At 54.3% G+C, this 18,126-nt stretch carries 12 protein-coding genes; 3 read left to right on the top strand and 9 right to left on the bottom strand.

What is annotated here, in order from left to right; genetic code table 11:
* Positions 1-2: 2 nt before the first annotated feature.
* From AAEO81_RS04545 to AAEO81_RS04535, 3 genes are all read left to right on the top strand, one after another.
* The gene (locus AAEO81_RS04545; RefSeq protein ID WP_341961938.1) at positions 3-3,935 is read left to right on the top strand and encodes a glycosyltransferase; all 3,933 of its coding nucleotides are present in this window, start codon (positions 3-5) and stop codon (positions 3,933-3,935) included.
* 11 nt (positions 3,936-3,946) lie between these two features.
* The gene (locus AAEO81_RS04540) at positions 3,947-4,900 is read left to right on the top strand and encodes an NAD-dependent epimerase/dehydratase family protein (protein WP_341961936.1); all 954 of its coding nucleotides are present in this window, start codon (positions 3,947-3,949) and stop codon (positions 4,898-4,900) included.
* A gap of 137 nt (positions 4,901-5,037) precedes the next feature.
* Positions 5,038-5,946 (top strand): glycosyltransferase family 2 protein, encoded by a 909-nt coding sequence (locus AAEO81_RS04535; RefSeq protein WP_341961935.1) that lies wholly within the window; start codon positions 5,038-5,040, stop codon positions 5,944-5,946.
* 82 nt (positions 5,947-6,028) lie between these two features.
* Here the strand turns inward: AAEO81_RS04535 and rfbC are convergent, their stop codons facing one another.
* From rfbC to AAEO81_RS04490, 9 genes are all read right to left on the bottom strand, one after another.
* A complete protein-coding gene (rfbC, locus tag AAEO81_RS04530; protein WP_341961933.1) occupies positions 6,029-6,574 on the bottom strand; it encodes a dTDP-4-dehydrorhamnose 3,5-epimerase in 546 nt (181 codons plus the stop codon).
* Positions 6,575-6,711: 137 nt separating this feature from the next.
* Positions 6,712-7,626, bottom strand: a complete 915-nt coding sequence (locus tag AAEO81_RS04525; protein WP_341961931.1) for a glycosyltransferase — start codon at positions 7,624-7,626, stop codon at positions 6,712-6,714.
* 47 nt (positions 7,627-7,673) lie between these two features.
* Entirely contained in the window at positions 7,674-8,564 is an 891-nt protein-coding gene (gene rfbA, locus AAEO81_RS04520) for a glucose-1-phosphate thymidylyltransferase RfbA (protein ID WP_341961929.1), read from the bottom strand.
* Positions 8,561-9,466, bottom strand: a complete 906-nt coding sequence (rfbD, locus tag AAEO81_RS04515) for a dTDP-4-dehydrorhamnose reductase (RefSeq protein ID WP_341961927.1) — start codon at positions 9,464-9,466, stop codon at positions 8,561-8,563. The genes rfbA and rfbD overlap by 4 nt, the downstream gene beginning before the upstream one ends.
* The gene (gene rfbB, locus AAEO81_RS04510) at positions 9,463-10,539 is read right to left on the bottom strand and encodes a dTDP-glucose 4,6-dehydratase (RefSeq protein WP_341961925.1); all 1,077 of its coding nucleotides are present in this window, start codon (positions 10,537-10,539) and stop codon (positions 9,463-9,465) included. Before rfbB ends, rfbD begins: the two co-directional genes overlap by 4 nt.
* 377 nt (positions 10,540-10,916) lie before the next feature.
* Positions 10,917-12,596: a methyl-accepting chemotaxis protein gene (locus tag AAEO81_RS04505; protein ID WP_341961923.1), complete on the bottom strand. Its 1,680-nt coding sequence runs from the start codon at positions 12,594-12,596 to the stop codon at positions 10,917-10,919.
* Positions 12,597-12,971: 375 nt separating this feature from the next.
* Positions 12,972-14,345, bottom strand: a complete 1,374-nt coding sequence (locus AAEO81_RS04500; RefSeq protein WP_341961919.1) for an HlyD family type I secretion periplasmic adaptor subunit — start codon at positions 14,343-14,345, stop codon at positions 12,972-12,974.
* Positions 14,335-16,488, bottom strand: a complete 2,154-nt coding sequence (locus AAEO81_RS04495; RefSeq protein WP_341961917.1) for a type I secretion system permease/ATPase — start codon at positions 16,486-16,488, stop codon at positions 14,335-14,337. Before AAEO81_RS04495 ends, AAEO81_RS04500 begins: the two co-directional genes overlap by 11 nt.
* A 68-nt stretch (positions 16,489-16,556) precedes the next feature.
* Positions 16,557-17,906: a TolC family outer membrane protein gene (locus AAEO81_RS04490; protein ID WP_341961915.1), complete on the bottom strand. Its 1,350-nt coding sequence runs from the start codon at positions 17,904-17,906 to the stop codon at positions 16,557-16,559.
* Positions 17,907-18,126 lie beyond the last annotated feature (220 nt).

Raw genomic sequence — 18,126 nt, 5'->3', positions numbered from 1 at the left:
GCATGCGAGTAATTGATACCGGCAACCTGTGTTTTGAGCGCCCTATTTACCTTTCAGGAAAAAGCGCGTGGGCTGAACTTATCCCGTTGGCATTTATGCTGATAGAAAAGCTGAAACCTTCAGTTTTCGTGGAGTTGGGCACTCATTATGGAGATTCGTATCTCGCATTTTGCCAAGCCATACGTAAGTCGGAATTAAATTGCAGGGCGTATGCTGTTGATACCTGGGAGGGGGATGAGCACGCCGGGTTCTATGGCGAGGACGTTCTGAACCTCGTGAGATCCCAGCATGATGCTGATTACTCAGGATTTTCTCGACTACTCCGCCAAACGTTTGATGAGGCTGCGAGCTATTTCTCTCCAAGATCTGTAGATCTGCTGCACATCGACGGACTGCATACCTACGAGGCAGTCAAACACGACTTTGAAACATGGCTCCCACTTCTTAGCGATCAAGCGGTTGTCATATTTCACGACACCAACGTGCTTGAACGAAATTTTGGCGTGTGGAAGCTTTTCGACGAAATTGCTGAACAGTACCCTACCTTCCGCTTTGATCACTCACATGGCTTGGGTATCGCCGCAATCGGTAAGAACACGCCTGAGGGACTGAAATTCCTCTTCGAAATGGACAGCGAGCAGTCATTTCGAGTCAAGGAGTTCTACTCCAAGCTGGGAGCAGTATTCATTCACGAGCGTCGATTAGTCGAGGCGCTCGAGGTACAAAATGCTGCTGTGGAACAGTCGAAACACCTGTTGACAGTAGAACAAAGTCAATTCGAAGCCTACAGAACTCAGACTGAAGCGGCTAGCGCTACAAAAGACCAAGCCATTATCGATCTGCAACTGCAACTCGCTCAACTGAAACAGGAGTTTGATGATCAGGTTGCCGAGCGCACAGCCCAGCTTAGTCACGATCTGGCCATTCGAAATCATGAAATACACAGCATCATGAATTCAAAGACTTGGCGCGTAGCGGCGGTGGGCCATCGTCAAATTGGAAGGGCTAAAAAAGCACAGACTGTTGCTCGCAGGCTCCTGATTGCGAAAGACAGAGCCGGAGGCTGGATGCAGCTGTACAACCGCGCGGCGAGCACCCTCAAGACTGGCGGAATCCAATCGCTGAAAGCGGCCGCCTTGACCCAACTGCGAAGCAACCCAGGCCCTGCCTACGTAGCGCCTCAGGACATCTTGAAAACGCGAGAGGCGGCAAACTTTGTAGAGATTGAGCAACGGCTTAAGGATGTATCGGACAACACTCACGATGCAGGTATCTGCATTTCGCTAATAATGCCCGTCTACAAAGTGCCTCTGCCGCTACTCAGGCTGGCAATTGAATCCGTGCAAAAGCAATCTTATACGAACTGGGAACTGTGTATAGCGGACGATTGCTCTAAATCTGAAGAGATCACAGCGCTCTTGAACCGTTACGCTGCGCAAGACCACCGAATCAAATTCGATACGTTGGAAGAAAACGCCGGTATCGCTGCGGCCACCAATCGTGCCCTGTCGCTGGCAACAGGGGAATATATTGCCCTGTTGGACAACGACGACGTGTTGACCAATGACGCCCTCTATTGGATTGCCGAGGCGGTCGAGCAAGACCCATCTTTGGACTGGGTGTACACCGATGAGTGCAAGATTGACGAGAGTGGTAAAGTTCTTGAAATCTTCAGCAAGCCGGAGTGGAGCCCAAGCCTGCTCCTTAACTGCATGTATACCGGCCACTTGACTGCTTATCGTAAATCATTGATTGATGAGTTGGGTGGGCTGAGATCAGAATACGACTTCTCCCAAGATTATGACCTTGCTTTGCGCGTCGCTGAAAAAACCCAACGTATTCATCATGTCGACCGAGTTCTATACGGCTGGCGTGCGATTGAGTCGTCTGGCGCGGCTGGAGGCAAACCCTACGCGCGCGAATCAAATATCCGAGCGCTGCAGGCTGCCGGCGACCGACGTGGCTGGAAAGGCAGCGCAGTAGCACTACCTGCTGCTAATCGTTTCAAGTTCGACCTCAGTGAAACACAGTCATTAGTGTCGATTGTCATCCCATCGGACAACGCGCAAAATATTATCGACAGCATTGCGTCTGTTCGAGACAAAACGACATGGCAGCACTACGAAATTGTTGTAGTCACCAACTCGAACATTGTGGATTCTCTTGAGCGCGACTATCCAAACGGGCAAATAAAATTTTTTCGCTATGACTTGCCTTATAGCTTTTCTGATAAATGCAATCATGGCGCAAAAGAGTCCCATGGTGAGTATGTCATCTTTTTCAACGATGACGTTCGCGTACAAACCGGCGATTGGGTGGAGAGTGTCGTTGAGTATCTGCAACTGCCAGGGGTGGGCATTGTGGGACCAAAGCTTGTCTATGAGAACAACACCATTCAACATGCGGGCATGGTGACAGGCGTTCGACGTTTGTTAGGTACTGCTTTTCATTGCCTCCCTGAGAACACTAACGCTCACTACAACCTCGCACAATCGGTACGTGAGGTGTCTTTGATCTGTGGCGCCTGCCTCGGTATTCGCAAAGACGTCTTCGAGCAAATAGGTGGGTTCGACAGCGTCAACACGCCAATCAACCATTCTGACGTGGACTTATGCTTCAAAGTCAGGGAGCAAGGCTACTCATGCGTCTATACGCCGCACTCGACACTCACCCATATAGGCCACATGTCACTGGCAAAAGTGGATGCCAAAGAAAAAATAAGCGCACCTAAGAAAAAAGATAAAGCTGACATCTTCATTCTACGTCGCTGGGCCAGTCTTCTCGCGGAGGACCCGTTCTACACCAAGCCTATGCGCGAACAGTTATTTCACGATTCCCCCCAGCATTACCATATCTATGCGGGGAACATGAAAAGTGTCGAAGGTGGAAAAGATATACTGCTGGTATCCCATGACCTGACCGAAAGTGGTGCTCCCAGGGTGGTGTTTGAGTTGGCAAAAATACTCAGAGCATCCGGGCACTTCGTAGTGGTTGCCTCCCCATCAGATGGGCCCATCCGAGAAGCATTGAACGAACTCGGCGTCACCGTAATCGTGGATGAGTTGCTGCTCAGTCAGCACCCCTCCGTGTTCGACTTCGCCCGTAATTTCGATGCCATCATCTGCAATACCGTCGTCACCTACCCTGTCGTCCTGCAGATGTCATCAACGGTGGATACTTATTGGTATATCCACGAAACCAGTCTGTTCACTGACATGGCGAGGTCCGATGGCAATTTTTTAAATGCGCTAAAGATGCCCAAGCAAATCTGGGCAGGCAGTAAGCTCGCCGCGGGCCCTGTCAAGTCCTATAACTCGGAAACACTTGTATTCGAATACGGCTTTCCTGCATTAACGCTGTGCGAAGGCGAATCGCTGCCGATAAAAACGACGGATAAGCTAGTCGTCAGGACATTCGGATCTTATGAGCCTCGAAAAGGCCAGGATCTGCTCATTCACGCCATCGCTCGGCTACCCGATGCACTGGCAGGTCGATGCCAATTCGAGTTCTACGGCCGCACGTTAGACGCTGTGTTTCATCAACGGATTAGAGAGATTTCAAATAACATTCCTCACATCACGCTGTTTGGGGACGTTGACTACGCAACGTATTCGAAACTCGTGCTGTCCAGTGATCTTGTCACAGTACCTTCACGAGACGATACGCTGCCGCTGGTATCACTTCATGCCCTGAGTGCTGGCGTACCCCTTGCCTGTACCTCGACAACTGGCACATCCGCGTATATTGATCATCACCAGTCAGGGTATGTGTTTACGAGTCATGACATCGATAAAATGAGCGCTACATTGGCCGAATTGATTCAGTCTTCGCTTGACTGGACTAAAGTGGGTATAGCAGGCAAAGATATTTTCGACCGTCACTTTTCTGAAGACAGATTCGCTTCCAAGCTTCTTCTTCAAATGGATCTCAGGTAAGGAGTCTGCTCGTGAAGTGCGTCGTACTAGGCGGTACAGGCTTCATCGGAAGCCACCTTGTCAATGCCCTGAATGACCTTGGGCATGAGGTGACGTCGCTGACCCGCCACGCCCCTCCTCAGAACACCATTCTGTCCGAGCTTGCCCTGCGCAATACAAACTGGCAGATAGGTGACTATCAAAACAGGGAGGACATCAAAAAACTGTTGAGGGGTAATGAGGTCTGTTTTCATCTGATCTCTTCGTCCCTTCCGAGCAACTCAAACAAAGATCCGTCGTGGGATGTGAGTACGAATGTTTGTAACTCCCTGCATGTGATGGAAGAGGCTGTGCAGGCTGGGATAAAGAATATGATCTTTATTTCCTCGGGAGGGACGATCTACGGTGAAGCTCAGTGCTCTCCAATTCCCGAAACTCACCCTCTTGAACCTACGTGCTCGTATGGTGTGACGAAGCTGGCAATCGAAAAGTACCTGGCACTGTTCGAGCGCCTTCATGGTCTGCCGTATAAAATAATCAGGCTTGCTAACCCTTACGGCCCTGGCCAGGATGTCAACAAAGCTCAAGGCGCGATCTCAGTCTTTATAGAACGGATCAGAAACCAGCTTCCCATCCAGATATGGGGAGATGGCTCCAATGTGCGAGACTATATATACATTGAAGATGCCGTACAGGGCATTCTGGCGGTGATGAACCATCAGGGCCCTGACAGGATTTTCAATATTGGCTCCGGGACGGGGTCGTCGTTGTCGGAAATCATAGGAGAAATTTCGCTCATCCTATCTCCGGTGAGCGAAATTGCATTTCTGCCGGCTCGTCAATTTGACATCAAGTACAACGTGCTTGACATCACAAAAGCCCAAACATTGCTGAATTTTAAAACCAACACCACATTGGCAGAAGGTGTAGGAAAAACAATTGCGTGGCAAAACTCTAAACACCTTATTAAGGTCGTCAAAGACTGAATCGATTGATCCCGCGCTGCCCCTCTGGCGCGGGACAGAGGTTGCCCTATAGCCGCAACGTGACAGTGCTCTATCAGAGCTAGTCAAAAAACTGTGTCTCAACAACCGCATAGCGTTCGATCTGATCCGAGAAGAAAATGAAAAAAAATGCAGCAATAATAGTCGGATTCAGGCCTGATGTGGACGTGTTGCAAAAGCTGACTGCATCATTACTCGAACAGGTAGACACATTAATAGTCGTGGACAATGGAGGCGCACTCGCCGCGTTGTCAGCGATGGGTATCAGCGATCAAGTAGCCTACATAGACATGGGTGGAAATGCCGGTGTGGGGGCCGCGTTAAACGCCGGGTTTGCGAAGGCCATCTCCAAAAACTGCGAGTATGTCGCCACATTCGATCAGGACAGCTGTGCATCTCCGACGTTGATTAGAGAACTGGAAAATGCAATGTGCCATGCTCGCACGAAAGACCCAAAATGCATTGCGGTGGGGCCGGCCTTTCATGACCGACGAGAAGGTGAGATCAATATGTCTCCTTTTTATCGGACTGTGGCAAACACGATAACGCCGACCTTTAAATCAGACGATAGTTCTGGGCTAGTAGAAACAGACCTTCTGATCACCTCGGGTATGTACATTAAATCCTCAGGCTGGAAAATGGGGCTAACGTACGACGAATCGTTGTTTGTGGATTTCACGGATACCGAGTGGTGTTTCCGGGCTAGAGATAAGGGCTATACTACGTACGGATGCACGCATATAAAAATGGGCCACGCGCTTTCAGATTCGCCACCGATAAAATGGGGCAAGCTAACATTCTATCGATATACACCATTGCGTCGCTATTTTTACTTTCGAAACACCGTCGCGATTCTAAAAAAATCCTATACACCCACCGCATGGAAAAGAAGGCTGTTTCTAGGCTTATTGATTCGTTTCGTCGCAAACATCGTGATTGACCGTGACAGACTCCAATCTGGCCGCATGATGATTAAGGGACTTTACCACGGGACTACGAACAAGCTGGGACCCGCGACAAAAATCTAGCATTTCATATCACGACATAGAACAACCGAACCGCTATCTCACGGTTCGGTTCCGCCTCTGCACTTCTTTACCCCCCCTTCACTCAACTGAAGACATCAGCATCTTTTAGTGCCACACCAGCCGCGTCTTTTTCCGAAATAATCGGTGCCTCTACTAGCGGCCAGGCTATATTCAAATCGGCGTCATTCCAAATAATGCAACGCTCGGCCTTAGGCGCATAGTAGTCAGTGGTTTTATATAAAAACTCGGCAGTATCAGACAAAACCAAAAAACCATGGGCAAAGCCTTCTGGAATCCACAACTGCTTTTTATTTTCTGCGCTTAAAGTAACGCCAACCCACTGCTTGAAGGTCGGTGAACTTTCACGAATATCCACAGCAACGTCGAACACCTCCCCTTTTACTACACGAACCAGTTTTCCTTGACACTGCTCAACTTGATAGTGCAGGCCTCTGAGCACATTTTTTAGAGAAACCGAATGGTTATCTTGTGTAAAATTTACGCTTGCACCTACCTCACGCTCAAAGTTACGATGATTGAAACTTTCAAAAAAACTTCCCCTCTCATCGCCAAAGACCACGGGGTCAAAGACGATAACCTCTGGAATTTCCAAACGAGTGGACTTCATTACATTACCTCAAAACGAATTTCATTCAATCACGTTAGAAAAGCGTGCCGGCAAAAGGTCGGTCGCACACCCGCTCACTAGCTATTTGGACCAGTTTAACCTGATCGAATTCTCCCAACTAGTAGTTCAGAGAGTAGCTAGCGGCCCGGTGCGCCCCGAAAGAGGCAAATAAGGAGTAACGCCAGTCTGTCACGTGTACGACGCCTGCACTTTGAGATGACGAACAAAAACTTCAGTACGCTCAGAATACCGCCCTCTTCGGAGTCCCTGACGATGGATGGTCGAGTGGTATCGAGCAACGACGCAATAAGCCGGATCTGAGTGAACCACCACCCATTTCTCACACTTTTTAACCTCGTCATTGCTGACGCCAATCCACTATTGACACCAATTTGATTACTGCTATGTTGCCGATAGTCCAAACCGGATAAAGGGTCAATAAACCAACTAAATCCCTTGCTGCGGGCAAAGGCATAACAGAACCAGTCGTGAAGCGCGACCGCCTGTACGTTGTCCCACTCTTTTGATATGTAGGCCCTGAGTCCAACCGCCAACGCTGGAGTAAGTACATATGTGCAACCTGGTCCTGCAGCCTCGAAGAGATAATCCCATTTGACCTGCGGCTGGGCTTTGTCGATGAGCATTCGACGGCCGTCCTCCCAGAATGCAGTGACATTGCTGGAGTAGCCTGCGTAGGTGCCGGTGCTCAAAACGCTGACGGCACGAGTCAACTTATCGCGGTGCCAGATGTCGTCCTGATCTGAAAACGCGACATAGTCGAATGCCGAAACATCAACGTCTCGGAGCAGGCGAAAGAAGTTGCGTGCAGCCCCTCCAAACCGGCCCGCATTTGGCATAAGCACTACGTTGGCGTGCTCGTCGGCATAATTGGCGCACCACGCCTCAGTACCGTCTGTTGACGGATCGACGCTGATGTATATGCACACATCAACGTCGATCTGAGCCTGGATTGAATTAAGCTGCTCCTCAATCCAAGCCATACCATCATGCGCAGCTAGCAGGATGGCAATCTTAGGCTGCTTAAGCGGCATTCGCTGATCCATAGACTGATATATCAATTGGCTACCCTGCGCCGAGCCTACAAACTCTCCAATTCCAATAGCTTCTGAAGATATTGCCCATAGCCCGTTTTCTTTAATTTCTCTGCCTGCGACGAGACTTGATCCGCAGTAATCCAACCATTGGCGTAACCAATCTCTTCAAGGCACGCAACCTTCCAACCCTGCCGCTGCTCGATGGTGTGCACGAACTGGCTGGCTTCCAACAAAGACTCATGAGTGCCTGTATCGAGCCAGGCAAAGCCGCGACCCAGTTTTTGAACGGTCAGGGTCTTTTGCGCCAGGTAGGCTCGGTTAACGTCCGTGATCTCAAGCTCGCCCCGCGCCGATGGCTTGATGCTTTTTGCAATTTCTACAACTTGGTTGTCATAAAAATAAAGCCCGGTCACGGCATAGCTAGACTTTGGATTCGCTGGCTTTTCTTCAATGCTGACGGCACAACCGCTGTCATCAAACTCGACCACGCCGAAGCGTTCCGGGTCGTTGACGTGATACCCGAACACTGTCGCCCCTTCGGTCTGCTGATTGGCAGCGCGAAGGTTATCGGAGAAGTGTTGCCCGTAAAAAATGTTGTCGCCAAGGATCAGGCAGCAGGGGTCGTTGCCGATGAATGCTTCACCGATGATGAACGCCTGAGCCAGTCCATCCGGACTTGGCTGTTCTGCATAAGTGAGCTTGATGCCATATTGGCCGCCATCACCCAGCAGTTTCTGGAAGCACGGAAGGTCTTCTGGCGTAGAGATGATCAGAATTTCCTGCATGCCCGCCAGCATCAGCACGGACAGCGGATAAAAAATCATCGGTTTGTCATAGATTGGCAACATCTGCTTCGAAACGCCCAGAGTGAGCGGATGCAGACGCGTGCCAGAACCGCCAGCCAGAATGATTCCTTTACGATGGGTCGTGTTCATTTATTCAAAGCTTCCATGAGCATTCGGGTTACACCACATTGCCAATCGGGCAAGTGTAAAGAGAAGGAGTCGCGAAGCTTTTCCGTAGCAAGGCGTGAGTTCAACGGACGGCCAGCGGGTGTAGGGTATTCCGTGGTCGAGATAGCATTGATTGTTTCCACCGCCAGCAGTTCACCGTTGGCCTGAGCGAATTCAATAACGTACTTGGCGTAAGCATGCCACGACGTCTCGCCCGAAGGCGCCAAATGGTATAGACCACACAACTCAGGGTTGTGAATCGCACGTTGCAATGCAGCCACTGCGACATCGGCCAAAAGATCTGCGCCAGTCGGCACTCCGACTTGATCGGCGACTACATTGAATGCAGTGCGATCCTTGGCGAGCCGTAGCATCGTTTTGGCGAAATTGTTACCTCTTGCAGCATAGACCCAACTGGTGCGGAAGATCAGGTATTTGCAGCCCGACGCGACGATCAGTTGCTCCCCCTCCAGCTTGGTGGCGCCGTAGTGATTCACCGGAGCGACGGCGTCGGTTTCTTTCCAGGCCTGCGTGCCGCTGCCATCAAATACATAGTCGGTCGAGTAATGCACCAGAATCGCATCGAGACGTTTCGCCTCTTCAGCCATCACCTCAGATGCCAGGGCGTTGACCGCCCGAGCAAGGTCACGCTCGGTCTCTGCCTTGTCGACAGCCGTGTACCCCGCTGCGTTGACAATGACAGCGGGCGCAACGCAGCGAATCGTTTCGCGAAGCCCGATGAGATCCGACAGATCACCCACCAGGGTGCCATAGGAGGTAGAAATCGGCTGCCGGTCCAGGGCGATGACCTCGCCCAGCACGTTCAGCGCCCGTTGCAGCTCCCACCCAACCTGACCGTTTTTACCCAAAAGCAGAATTCTCATGCTTTGTTGGCACGCTTGGCATAGTGCTTGTCGATCCACTGTTGATAGCTACCACTTTTCACATGGCTCACCCATTCAGGGTTTTCCAGATACCACTGCACGGTTTTTCGAAGGCCCGACTCGAAGGTGTCCGCCGGGACCCAACCCAGCTCGCGCTGAATTTTACCGGCATCGATCGCGTAACGCAGATCATGCCCAGGACGGTCCTGCACGTAGGTCAGCAATTGGATGTGGGGCTTGAACGCGGAGTCCGGAAGCAGCTCGTCGAGCAACGTGCAGACGGTCCGAACCACTTCGATGTTCTGCTTCTCGTTGTGACCGCCGATGTTGTAAGTCTCCCCGACTGTACCCTCCGTCACGACCTTGTACAGCGCGCGAGCGTGATCTTCTACATAGAGCCAGTCACGTACCTGATCGCCTTTGCCGTAAATCGGTAGAGCCTTACCCTCTATCGCATTGAGGATGACCAGCGGAATCAGCTTCTCGGGGAAGTGAAACGGGCCGTAGTTGTTCGAGCAGTTGGTGACAAGCGTGGGCAGCCCGTAAGTGCGAGCCCAGGCGCGTACCAGATGATCGGAACTGGCTTTACTGGCCGAGTAAGGTGAGCTTGGCTGGTAGGCCGTGGTTTCGGTGAACAGGTCGTCCGGCCCTTCCAGATCGCCATACACTTCGTCAGTCGAAATGTGATGAAAGCGAAACGCGGATTTGCGCACTTCGTCGAGTGCCGCCCAATAGCTGCGCGCCGCTTCCAGCAGAATGTAGGTGCCAATGATGTTGGTCTGGATAAACTCGGACGGGCCGGTAATGGAGCGATCAACGTGGGATTCGGCAGCCAGATGCATCACTGCATCAGGCTGGTGCTCGCGAAACACACGATCAACATCTTCGCGATTGCAGATATCGGCGTGTTCGAAGACGTAACGCGGATTTTGATCCACCGACTGGAGAGACTCCAGGTTGCCCGCATAGCTGAGTTTGTCTACGTTGACGACCGCGTCGCGGGTGTTGGAAATGATATGACGTATAACAGCTGAACCAATGAAGCCAGCACCGCCTGTAACTAAAATCTTCACTAACTTCTTTACCTTGAAGGTCTGACAGAGCATCAAGGCTTTGCTCTATCCGTGGTAGAGCAGCCAATGGGAACAATGGCAGCCATGACATCACTCGCCTCGCCCCAGTCGGAACAGGGGTTATCAAGCGGCGAAACGGAGGCCGACTTTACATTGAAAATCCATAGTCCCATAACTGAAATTGTTACTTTCGGGCGTTGTATCTAGCGCGCATACGTATCGGATCTTGCCGAGCAGGAGCCCAGCCAAACGTCCTCCCCCGGATAACCCGAGGGCTCTATCTGGCGTTCGGGGGTTGCATCTATCTTTCGTGAGAGTGCCCAGCGGCCTTAAATCTAATACCTTGCCTGAGCGCCAACCCAGTGCAACCACTGCCCTCAAATCCTGAACTGCTTCACCAACCCACCCAACCGATCCCCCAACTCCGTCAGGCTGCGTGCGGTGTAGGCGCCGCTTTGTGCGTCATCCGCCACGGTGTCCACGGCCTGGGCGATCTGGGTCATGCTGCGGCTGATTTCTTCGGCCACGGCGGTCTGTTCTTCCGAGGCGCTGGCGATCTGCGCGTTCATGTCGTTGATGGTCTCGATCAACTGTCCGATGGCGTCCAGTGACGTGCCCGCCTCATTCGCCAGTTCACCGGTGGTTTTGCCGGTGTCGCTGGAACGACTCATCGCCACGACTGCCTCTTCGGCACCGCGTTGCAGCGAGTTGATCATGTCGTGAATTTCCTGGGTGCTCTGTTGCGTGCGGCTGGCCAGGGCGCGAACCTCGTCGGCGACGACCGCGAAACCCCGACCGGCATCCCCGGCACGGGCCGCTTCGATCGCGGCGTTCAAGGCCAACAGGTTGGTCTGTTCTGCCACCGAGCGAATCACGTCCACCACGGTCGCAATGGATTGCACGTCCTTGCGCAGGTGATCGAGGGACGAGCTGCTGTCGCCAATCTCGCCAATCAGCGCATGAATGCTGTCGATGCTCCTGTTCACCACGTTTTTTGCGTCCAGCCCGACATCACTCGTCTTGCGAGCGGCTTGGGAAGCGCCTTGAGCGCTGATGGACACCTGATGCGCCGCCGACGACATTTCATGAATCGCTGTCGCGACCTGATCGGTTTCCTGACGCTGACGCCCCATGGCCTGTTCCGAGCGCTGGGCCTGAGCCGACATATCACTGACCAGGCCGTTCAGCTGACTGGTCATTTCGGCGATCTGCCGCACCAGGCCGTGAATCTTCTCGACGAACAAGTTGAAAGATTTCGCCAGGGCGCCCAGTTCGTCATTGCTGGTTTCCGGGAGACGACGGGTGAGGTCGCCGTCGCCGGCTGCGATGTCGTCCAGGTTCTGTTTGATCACCAGCACCGGCTTGACCAGTCCATTGCCGAAGAACACCCCAATCAGCGCGACGATGATCAACAGGACTGCAACGACGGCGACGATCAACGCCGCTGAAGAACCGATGCGACCCTGTGTCGATGCCTCGATAGCCGCGACTTGCGTGTCGATGTCGTCGAGGTTGGCTTGGGTGCCGAATGCAAGGTCCCACTTCGCGAGGTAGTTGGTGTATCCCAGCTTCGGAATCGGCTTGTCGCTGCCCGGCGTTGGCCAGTCGTAGCGGAAGAAATGAGTGCCGTCTTTGGCCCGATCCACCAGACCGCGGATCACGAAAACACCGTTGGCGTCTTTGGCGTCGGAGAAATTCTTGCCGATATCCAGGTCCTTGTCGGCCCAGAACACGCGCACGTATTGCGAGTTGTAGCCGAAGAAGTAACTGGCCTTGTCGTATTGCAGGCTCTTCAGCACTTTGAGGGCGCGGTCGCGAGCGTCCATGTCGCCCGGTGCAGAAGCGTCGTAGATCGGCTTGATTGCCGCTTCGCCGATCTGCTGGTAGTTCTTCAGCGACAGTTTGCGCTCTTCAAGCAGCAGCGCGCGGGTCTGTTCGACTTCCTGCGTGGCCAACTTTTGCAGGACCACCCACGTGATGCAGCTAATGACCGCAGCCAATAAAAGGCTCGGAATGATGGCAAGCAGAATGACCTTACGGCGTAGGTTCAACGTCACGTCGGCGTCCTTGTAGGCGGAAGTATCATTTTCATTGATAGAAAGACGGCAAGCCATTGCTGAGCAGCGGTCATCTAAATGGAGGATTCAGATAACCGTATCGCTGACTTCGCGCATATCTTTAGGGGAGATGTAAGATAAATTACGGGCGCAATATGTTACAAGGCCATCATGATTGATGGGGGATGATGGCGGGACCGGCTGTATCGATTTGATTGATGTATCTCGAAGGGATAAACGTGAGATTAACGTCTTAGAGGGCGCTTCCCAGTGGGAGCGAATTCATTCGCGAGAAACCTTACAGGCGACAGACCCTCACCGCCCGAAACACCGCTTCGCGAATGAATTCGCTCCCACCGAGGCATTTAGCATCAATCAACGCTCGTGCAACGCCTCGGCGCGAGCCTTGAGCACGGGCTTGAGCAGGTAGCTGAGAATGCTCTTCTTGCCGGTGATGATGTCCACGGAGGCAACCATGCCGGGGATGATCAGCAGCGGGTGCTCATCGGTGCCCAGGTGGCTGCGGTCGGTGCGCAGCTTGATCACGTAGAAGGTGTTCTTCTTCTCTTCGTCCTGAATGGTGTCGGCGCCGATCTGTTCCAGCTTGCCCTTGAGGCCACCGTAAATGGTGTAGTCATAGGCCGTGAATTTGATCATGGCTTCCTGCCCCGGATGCAAGAACGCGATGTCTTGCGGACGAATCCGCGCTTCCACCAACAGCGTGTCATCCAGCGGGACGATTTCAGCGATGTCGCTGCCCGGCTGGATCACGCCACCCACGGTGTTCACCAGCATCTGCTTGACGACGCCGCGCACCGGCGAGGTGACCATGGTGCGGTTGACCCGGTCTTCCAGGCCTTTGGCGGTGGACTGCGCCTTTGAGAGATTGGTCCGCGCCTCGTTCAATTGGGTCAGCGCATCGCTGCGGAATTTGCCGCGGGTCTCGTCAATCTTGCGTTGCACTTCGGCAATGGAGGCCTGAGCGCGAGGAATCGCCAGGCTGGTGCCGTCCAGTTGACCGCGTGTTTCAACTTCGGAGCGTTTCAAGCGCAGGATGTCCACTGGCGAAACGGCGCCCTGCGCCACCAACGGCTCGGACATGCCGATCTCCTGACGCAGCAGGTTCAAGCTGTTGCGGTACTGCTCCTGCTTGGAACCGAACTCACGCAGCTCTTGCTGACGCTGAATCAACTGCTGTTGCAACCCGCCAATTTCATCTGCCAATTGCTGACGACGACTCTTATAAAGAGACTCTTCGTTGGCGGCCTGATTGGCAGCCGACTTGCGTGCTTCAGGGCTGATGTTCAGCGGGCGGTCATCGACCTCTGCGCTCAGACGCTCAACGCGCAGTTCCATCGCCACGCGATCCGCCTCGGTTTCCCCGACGTTGGAGGCAAAGCGGGTGTCGTCCAGACGAATCAGCGGCGCACCGGCGTCCACGATCTGCCCATCGCGGGCGTAGATCTGCGCGACGATGCCGCCTTCCAGGTTCTGGATTTTCTGGATTTTGGTCGAAGGGATCGCCTTGCCCTCGCCCTTGGTTACTTCGTCGATGACCGCGAAGTTGGCCCACAGCACGAGAAAGGTGAAGAAGAGGATGACGGCCCAGATGGTCAGCCGAACGATGCGCGGCGCGTCATCGACCAGCGCCTTTTCCACCTCGGGCATCGGCTGCCCTTCCAGGGAAGGCGAACCTTTGAAATAGCCAAACAACCCACCGCCGGAATTTGGACCCGATTTAAGCAACACTGATCTGCCCCTTCTTCAACGCTTCCATCACGGCGGCTTTCGGGCCGTCGGCAAGAATCTGGCCACGGTCGATCACCAGCAGGCGGTCGACCAGAGAGAGCAGCGAGGCCCGGTGTGTCACAAGAATCACGGTCTTTTTCTCGATAACGGCTTGCAGGCGCTGCTTCAAGCGCTCTTCGCCGGTGTTGTCCATGGCGCTGGTCGGTTCATCGAGCAGCAGAATCGGCGGATCGAGCAACAAAGCCCGGGCCAGTGCCACGTTCTGACGCTGGCCGCCCGACAAATTCTGCCCGCGCTCGCCCACTTGCAGCTCGTAGCCCTGAGGATGGAGACGAGCAAACTCGTGCACGCCTGCCAGCTCGGCGGCTTGAAGGACCATTTCGTCATCGACGTACCGCGCGCCGGACACCAGGTTGTCACGGAGCGTGCCCGCCAACAGTTGAATGTCTTGCGCGACGTAACCGATGTTGTGGCGCAACTCGCTCACGTCGATCTGGCGAATGTCCACGCCGTCCACCAGCAACGAGCCTTCATCTGGCTGATACAACCCCACCAGCAACTTGGCCAGCGAGCTTTTACCCGAGCCGCTGCGGCCAATGATGCCGATCTTCTCGCCGGGGCGGACAACCAGGTTGATGTTCTTCAGCGCGAGGTTCTGTTGATTCGGGTACGTGAATTCCAGGTTGCGGAATTCCATGGCGCCTTGCAGGACCTGACGACTGAGCGGGCGCTCTTCGAAGTTGCGCTCCTGCGGCAGCTCCATCATTTGATCCACGGAGACCATGGTGACCTTGGCCTGTTGATAGCGGGTCAGCAAACCGGACAGCGCGGCCAATGGACCCAGCGCTCGGCCACTGAGCATGTAGCACGCCACCAGGCCGCCCATGCTGAGGTTGCCGTCGATGATCATGTACACGCCAAAGCAGATCATCGCCACGCCCGCCAGTTGCTGGATCAGCAGCGTGATGTTCATGGCCAGGCCGGACAGAATCTTGACCCGCAATTCGAGGCGGCTGAGGGTGCCGATGGTGTGTTCCCAGTGGTACTGACGCTCGCTCTCGGCGTTGTTCACCTTCACCGCGTCCAGCCCGGAGAGGGTTTCGATCAGGCTCGACTGACGCTCGGCACCCAGCGCCATGGTGCGTTCGAGGGTCGCGGTCAGCGGCTTTTGCAGGAAGTGACCGATGCCCAGTGCCAGCGGGAACGCCACGACGGGAATCCACACCAGATGCCCACCCAACAGCGCGATCACCAACAGAATGATGAGGGTGAATGGCAGATCGATCAGGCTGGTCAGGGTCAGCGACGTCAAAAAGTCGCGCATGCCCTGAAACTCATGAATGTTCTGGGCGAAACTGCCGACCCGCGCCGGACGAAACTTCATCGCCATGCCGACGATGCGTTCGAACAGCGTGGCGGAGATGATCAGGTCGGTTTTTTTGCCGGCCAGGTCCAGACACAGACTGCGCAGGCCCTTGAGCAACAGGTCGAACAGGTACGCGCCACAAATACCGGTCGCCAGCACCCAGAGGGTCGCGGTGGCCTGGTTCGGCACGACGCGGTCGTAGACGTTCATCACGAACAGTGGAGCGGCCAGTGCGATCAGGTTGATCACGAAACTGGCGGCAATCGCATCGGCATACAGCCAGCGCGACAGCTTGAGGGTGTCTTTGAACCAGGAGCGCGCCCGTGGGATGAGCGAGCCTTTGGTTACGTCAAATTTATGTTGCGGCTGTGCGAAGAACACCTTGCCGCCGTAATCCTTTGCCAGCACGTCGCGCTTGACACGGACTTCGCCGCCGTCGCTTTCGCTGATCAACAGACGCGCAAGGTCGCCTTCCCAACCGAGCAACACCGCGCTGCGGCCTTCCTTGAGCAGCACCATCGCAGGCAGCGCGATGGTCGGAATCTGGTCGAGCCTGCGCACCAGCAGACGCCCCTGCAAACCGGCCCGGGCTGCCGCGCGGGGCAGCAAATCCGGGGTCAGGCGCTGGTCCGGCAACGGCAAGCCGGTGGTCAGCATCGCCCGGCTCGCCGGTTTGTGATGCAGGGCGCAGAGTGTCAGCAGGCCGTCCAGCAACGGGTCATCATGCTGGCTGCGGGGATCATGACCTAATTGAGCCGAAGGTAATTCCAAATCCACGCTGACACTCTCTTTCGTTAAGCAGTTAAAAGAAGCTGGGCCCTAACGGAAGCTTGCTCCGTCAAGAATCAGTTCATACCCGGCAGTTTGACCGACGGCTTTATATCGTTTTGCACAACTGATGCCAGCGGCGCCACGACGCCCTGACTTTTCAGCAGGGTGCCCATGTCGGACTGAATCCGGTATTGGGTGTAGGTTTTCAGGCTCTGCAGCTGCACCAGACGCTGTTGCGCGGTGAACAACTCGTTCTCGCTGTCGAGAAGGTCGAGCAGGGTACGCTCTCCCAGACTGAATTGCTGCTGATACGACGTACGGACACTGGTGGCCCGATCAACGTATTGCTGCGCAATAGGCACCTGAGCGGTGGCGTTGTTGTAGGCGTTCCAGGCCAGACCCAGCTCTTCATTCAGTTGACGCAGGGCGTTGTTGCGGATGTCCAGTGCCTGCGAGGTCTGATAGGACTTGGAGCTCAGGTCAGCCTTGTTGCTGCCACCGGCATACAGGTTGAACTGCATGCGCACCATCGCTTCCCAGCCATTGTTGTGGCCTTGGTCGCCACCGACGTTGTTGTCGGCGTTGCGGCCCAGCTCGGCATCGAAGCGCGGGTAGAACGTGGACTTGGCGGTCTCGTACTGCTTCTCGGCAGCGGCGATGTCCGACTCGGCCGAACGCAGCACCGGGCTGTTGTCCAGCATCTGGCGGCGAGCTTCGTCCAGCGTGGCCGGCATCAGCGCGAACGGAGCAGGTCTTTCCAGCTGATCGGGCATGTCGCCGACGGCGCTGAGGAAGTTGGTCTGGGCATCGGCCAGGTTGGTCTGTTCAGTGATCAGGTTGTTGCGCGCCTGAGCCAGACGGGCATCGGCCTGGTCCATGTCGGCCATGCGACCCACACCCCGGCTGGTGCGCAGTTTGATCTGGTCATAAATACGTTCGTGGCTTTTGAGGTTTTCCTCGGCCAGACGGACCATTTCGCGTTGCGTCATTACATCGATATATACCTGCGCAACTGTCAGCGCAGTTCGCTCCGAAGTATTCAACAACGAATACGCCCGAGAATTGGCGGTGGCTTGTTGACGCCCAACTTCGTTAGTTGTTTGAAAACCATCAAACAGCATTTGGCGCAAACGAACACTGGACTCGCCGCGGTTCGAAGTTTGCCAGTCGTTATTACGGCCAGAGGCACGCGTGGTCGGGTTGTCGGAGCCTTCGCGGCCATACCCCGCCAGAACGTCGACACGTGGCAGGTAGCCACCCTTCGCAGCCCGAACGTTGTAGTCCTGCGCGATACGGGCGTTGACGCCTGCCTGTACCTCGGGATGCACGTCCATGGCCTTCTGCATGGCTTCTGGCAAGGTTTGTGCCTGTACGAAACCGATTGAAAGAGCGAAAGGTACAGCGGTGTAAAAAGGCAGGCGCATGCTCGTGACTTCCCGAAAACGGACTGGGTTCAAACGGGCAAAAGGGACATTGCCGCGTCGTAGAAAATGACCATTGATGTGTGGGTTATCGGAGTGTTCTGAGCACGCTTGAGGCCGCACAGCAGAATTTGTCGATCTCTTAAAATATCAATGTGACATTACGGGTGCGATTGTTTAGGATGGCGCGAAATAGGTCAATAGTTTGGCGTAAAGTTAATTC

Origin of the sequence: Pseudomonas sp. RC10 (genome assembly GCF_038397775.1) — a bacterium.
Taxonomy (GTDB): Bacteria; Pseudomonadota; Gammaproteobacteria; order Pseudomonadales; family Pseudomonadaceae; genus Aquipseudomonas; species Aquipseudomonas bambusae.
The sequence above is the reverse complement of the archived record's forward strand: the minus strand, read 5'-3'. Positions and strand labels throughout refer to the sequence as shown.

Coding starts and splice junctions, on each gene's coding strand:
- AAEO81_RS04545 (WP_341961938.1), top strand. CDS start 3: ATGCGAGTAATTGATACCGGCAACCTGTGTTTTGAGCGCCCTATTTAC.
- AAEO81_RS04535 (WP_341961935.1), top strand. CDS start 5,038: ATGAAAAAAAATGCAGCAATAATAGTCGGATTCAGGCCTGATGTGGAC.
- rfbC (WP_341961933.1), bottom strand. CDS start 6,574: ATGAAGTCCACTCGTTTGGAAATTCCAGAGGTTATCGTCTTTGACCCC.
- AAEO81_RS04525 (WP_341961931.1), bottom strand. CDS start 7,626: ATGCCGCTTAAGCAGCCTAAGATTGCCATCCTGCTAGCTGCGCATGAT.
- rfbA (WP_341961929.1), bottom strand. CDS start 8,564: ATGAACACGACCCATCGTAAAGGAATCATTCTGGCTGGCGGTTCTGGC.
- rfbD (WP_341961927.1), bottom strand. CDS start 9,466: ATGAGAATTCTGCTTTTGGGTAAAAACGGTCAGGTTGGGTGGGAGCTG.
- AAEO81_RS04490 (WP_341961915.1), bottom strand. CDS start 17,906: ATGCGCCTGCCTTTTTACACCGCTGTACCTTTCGCTCTTTCAATCGGT.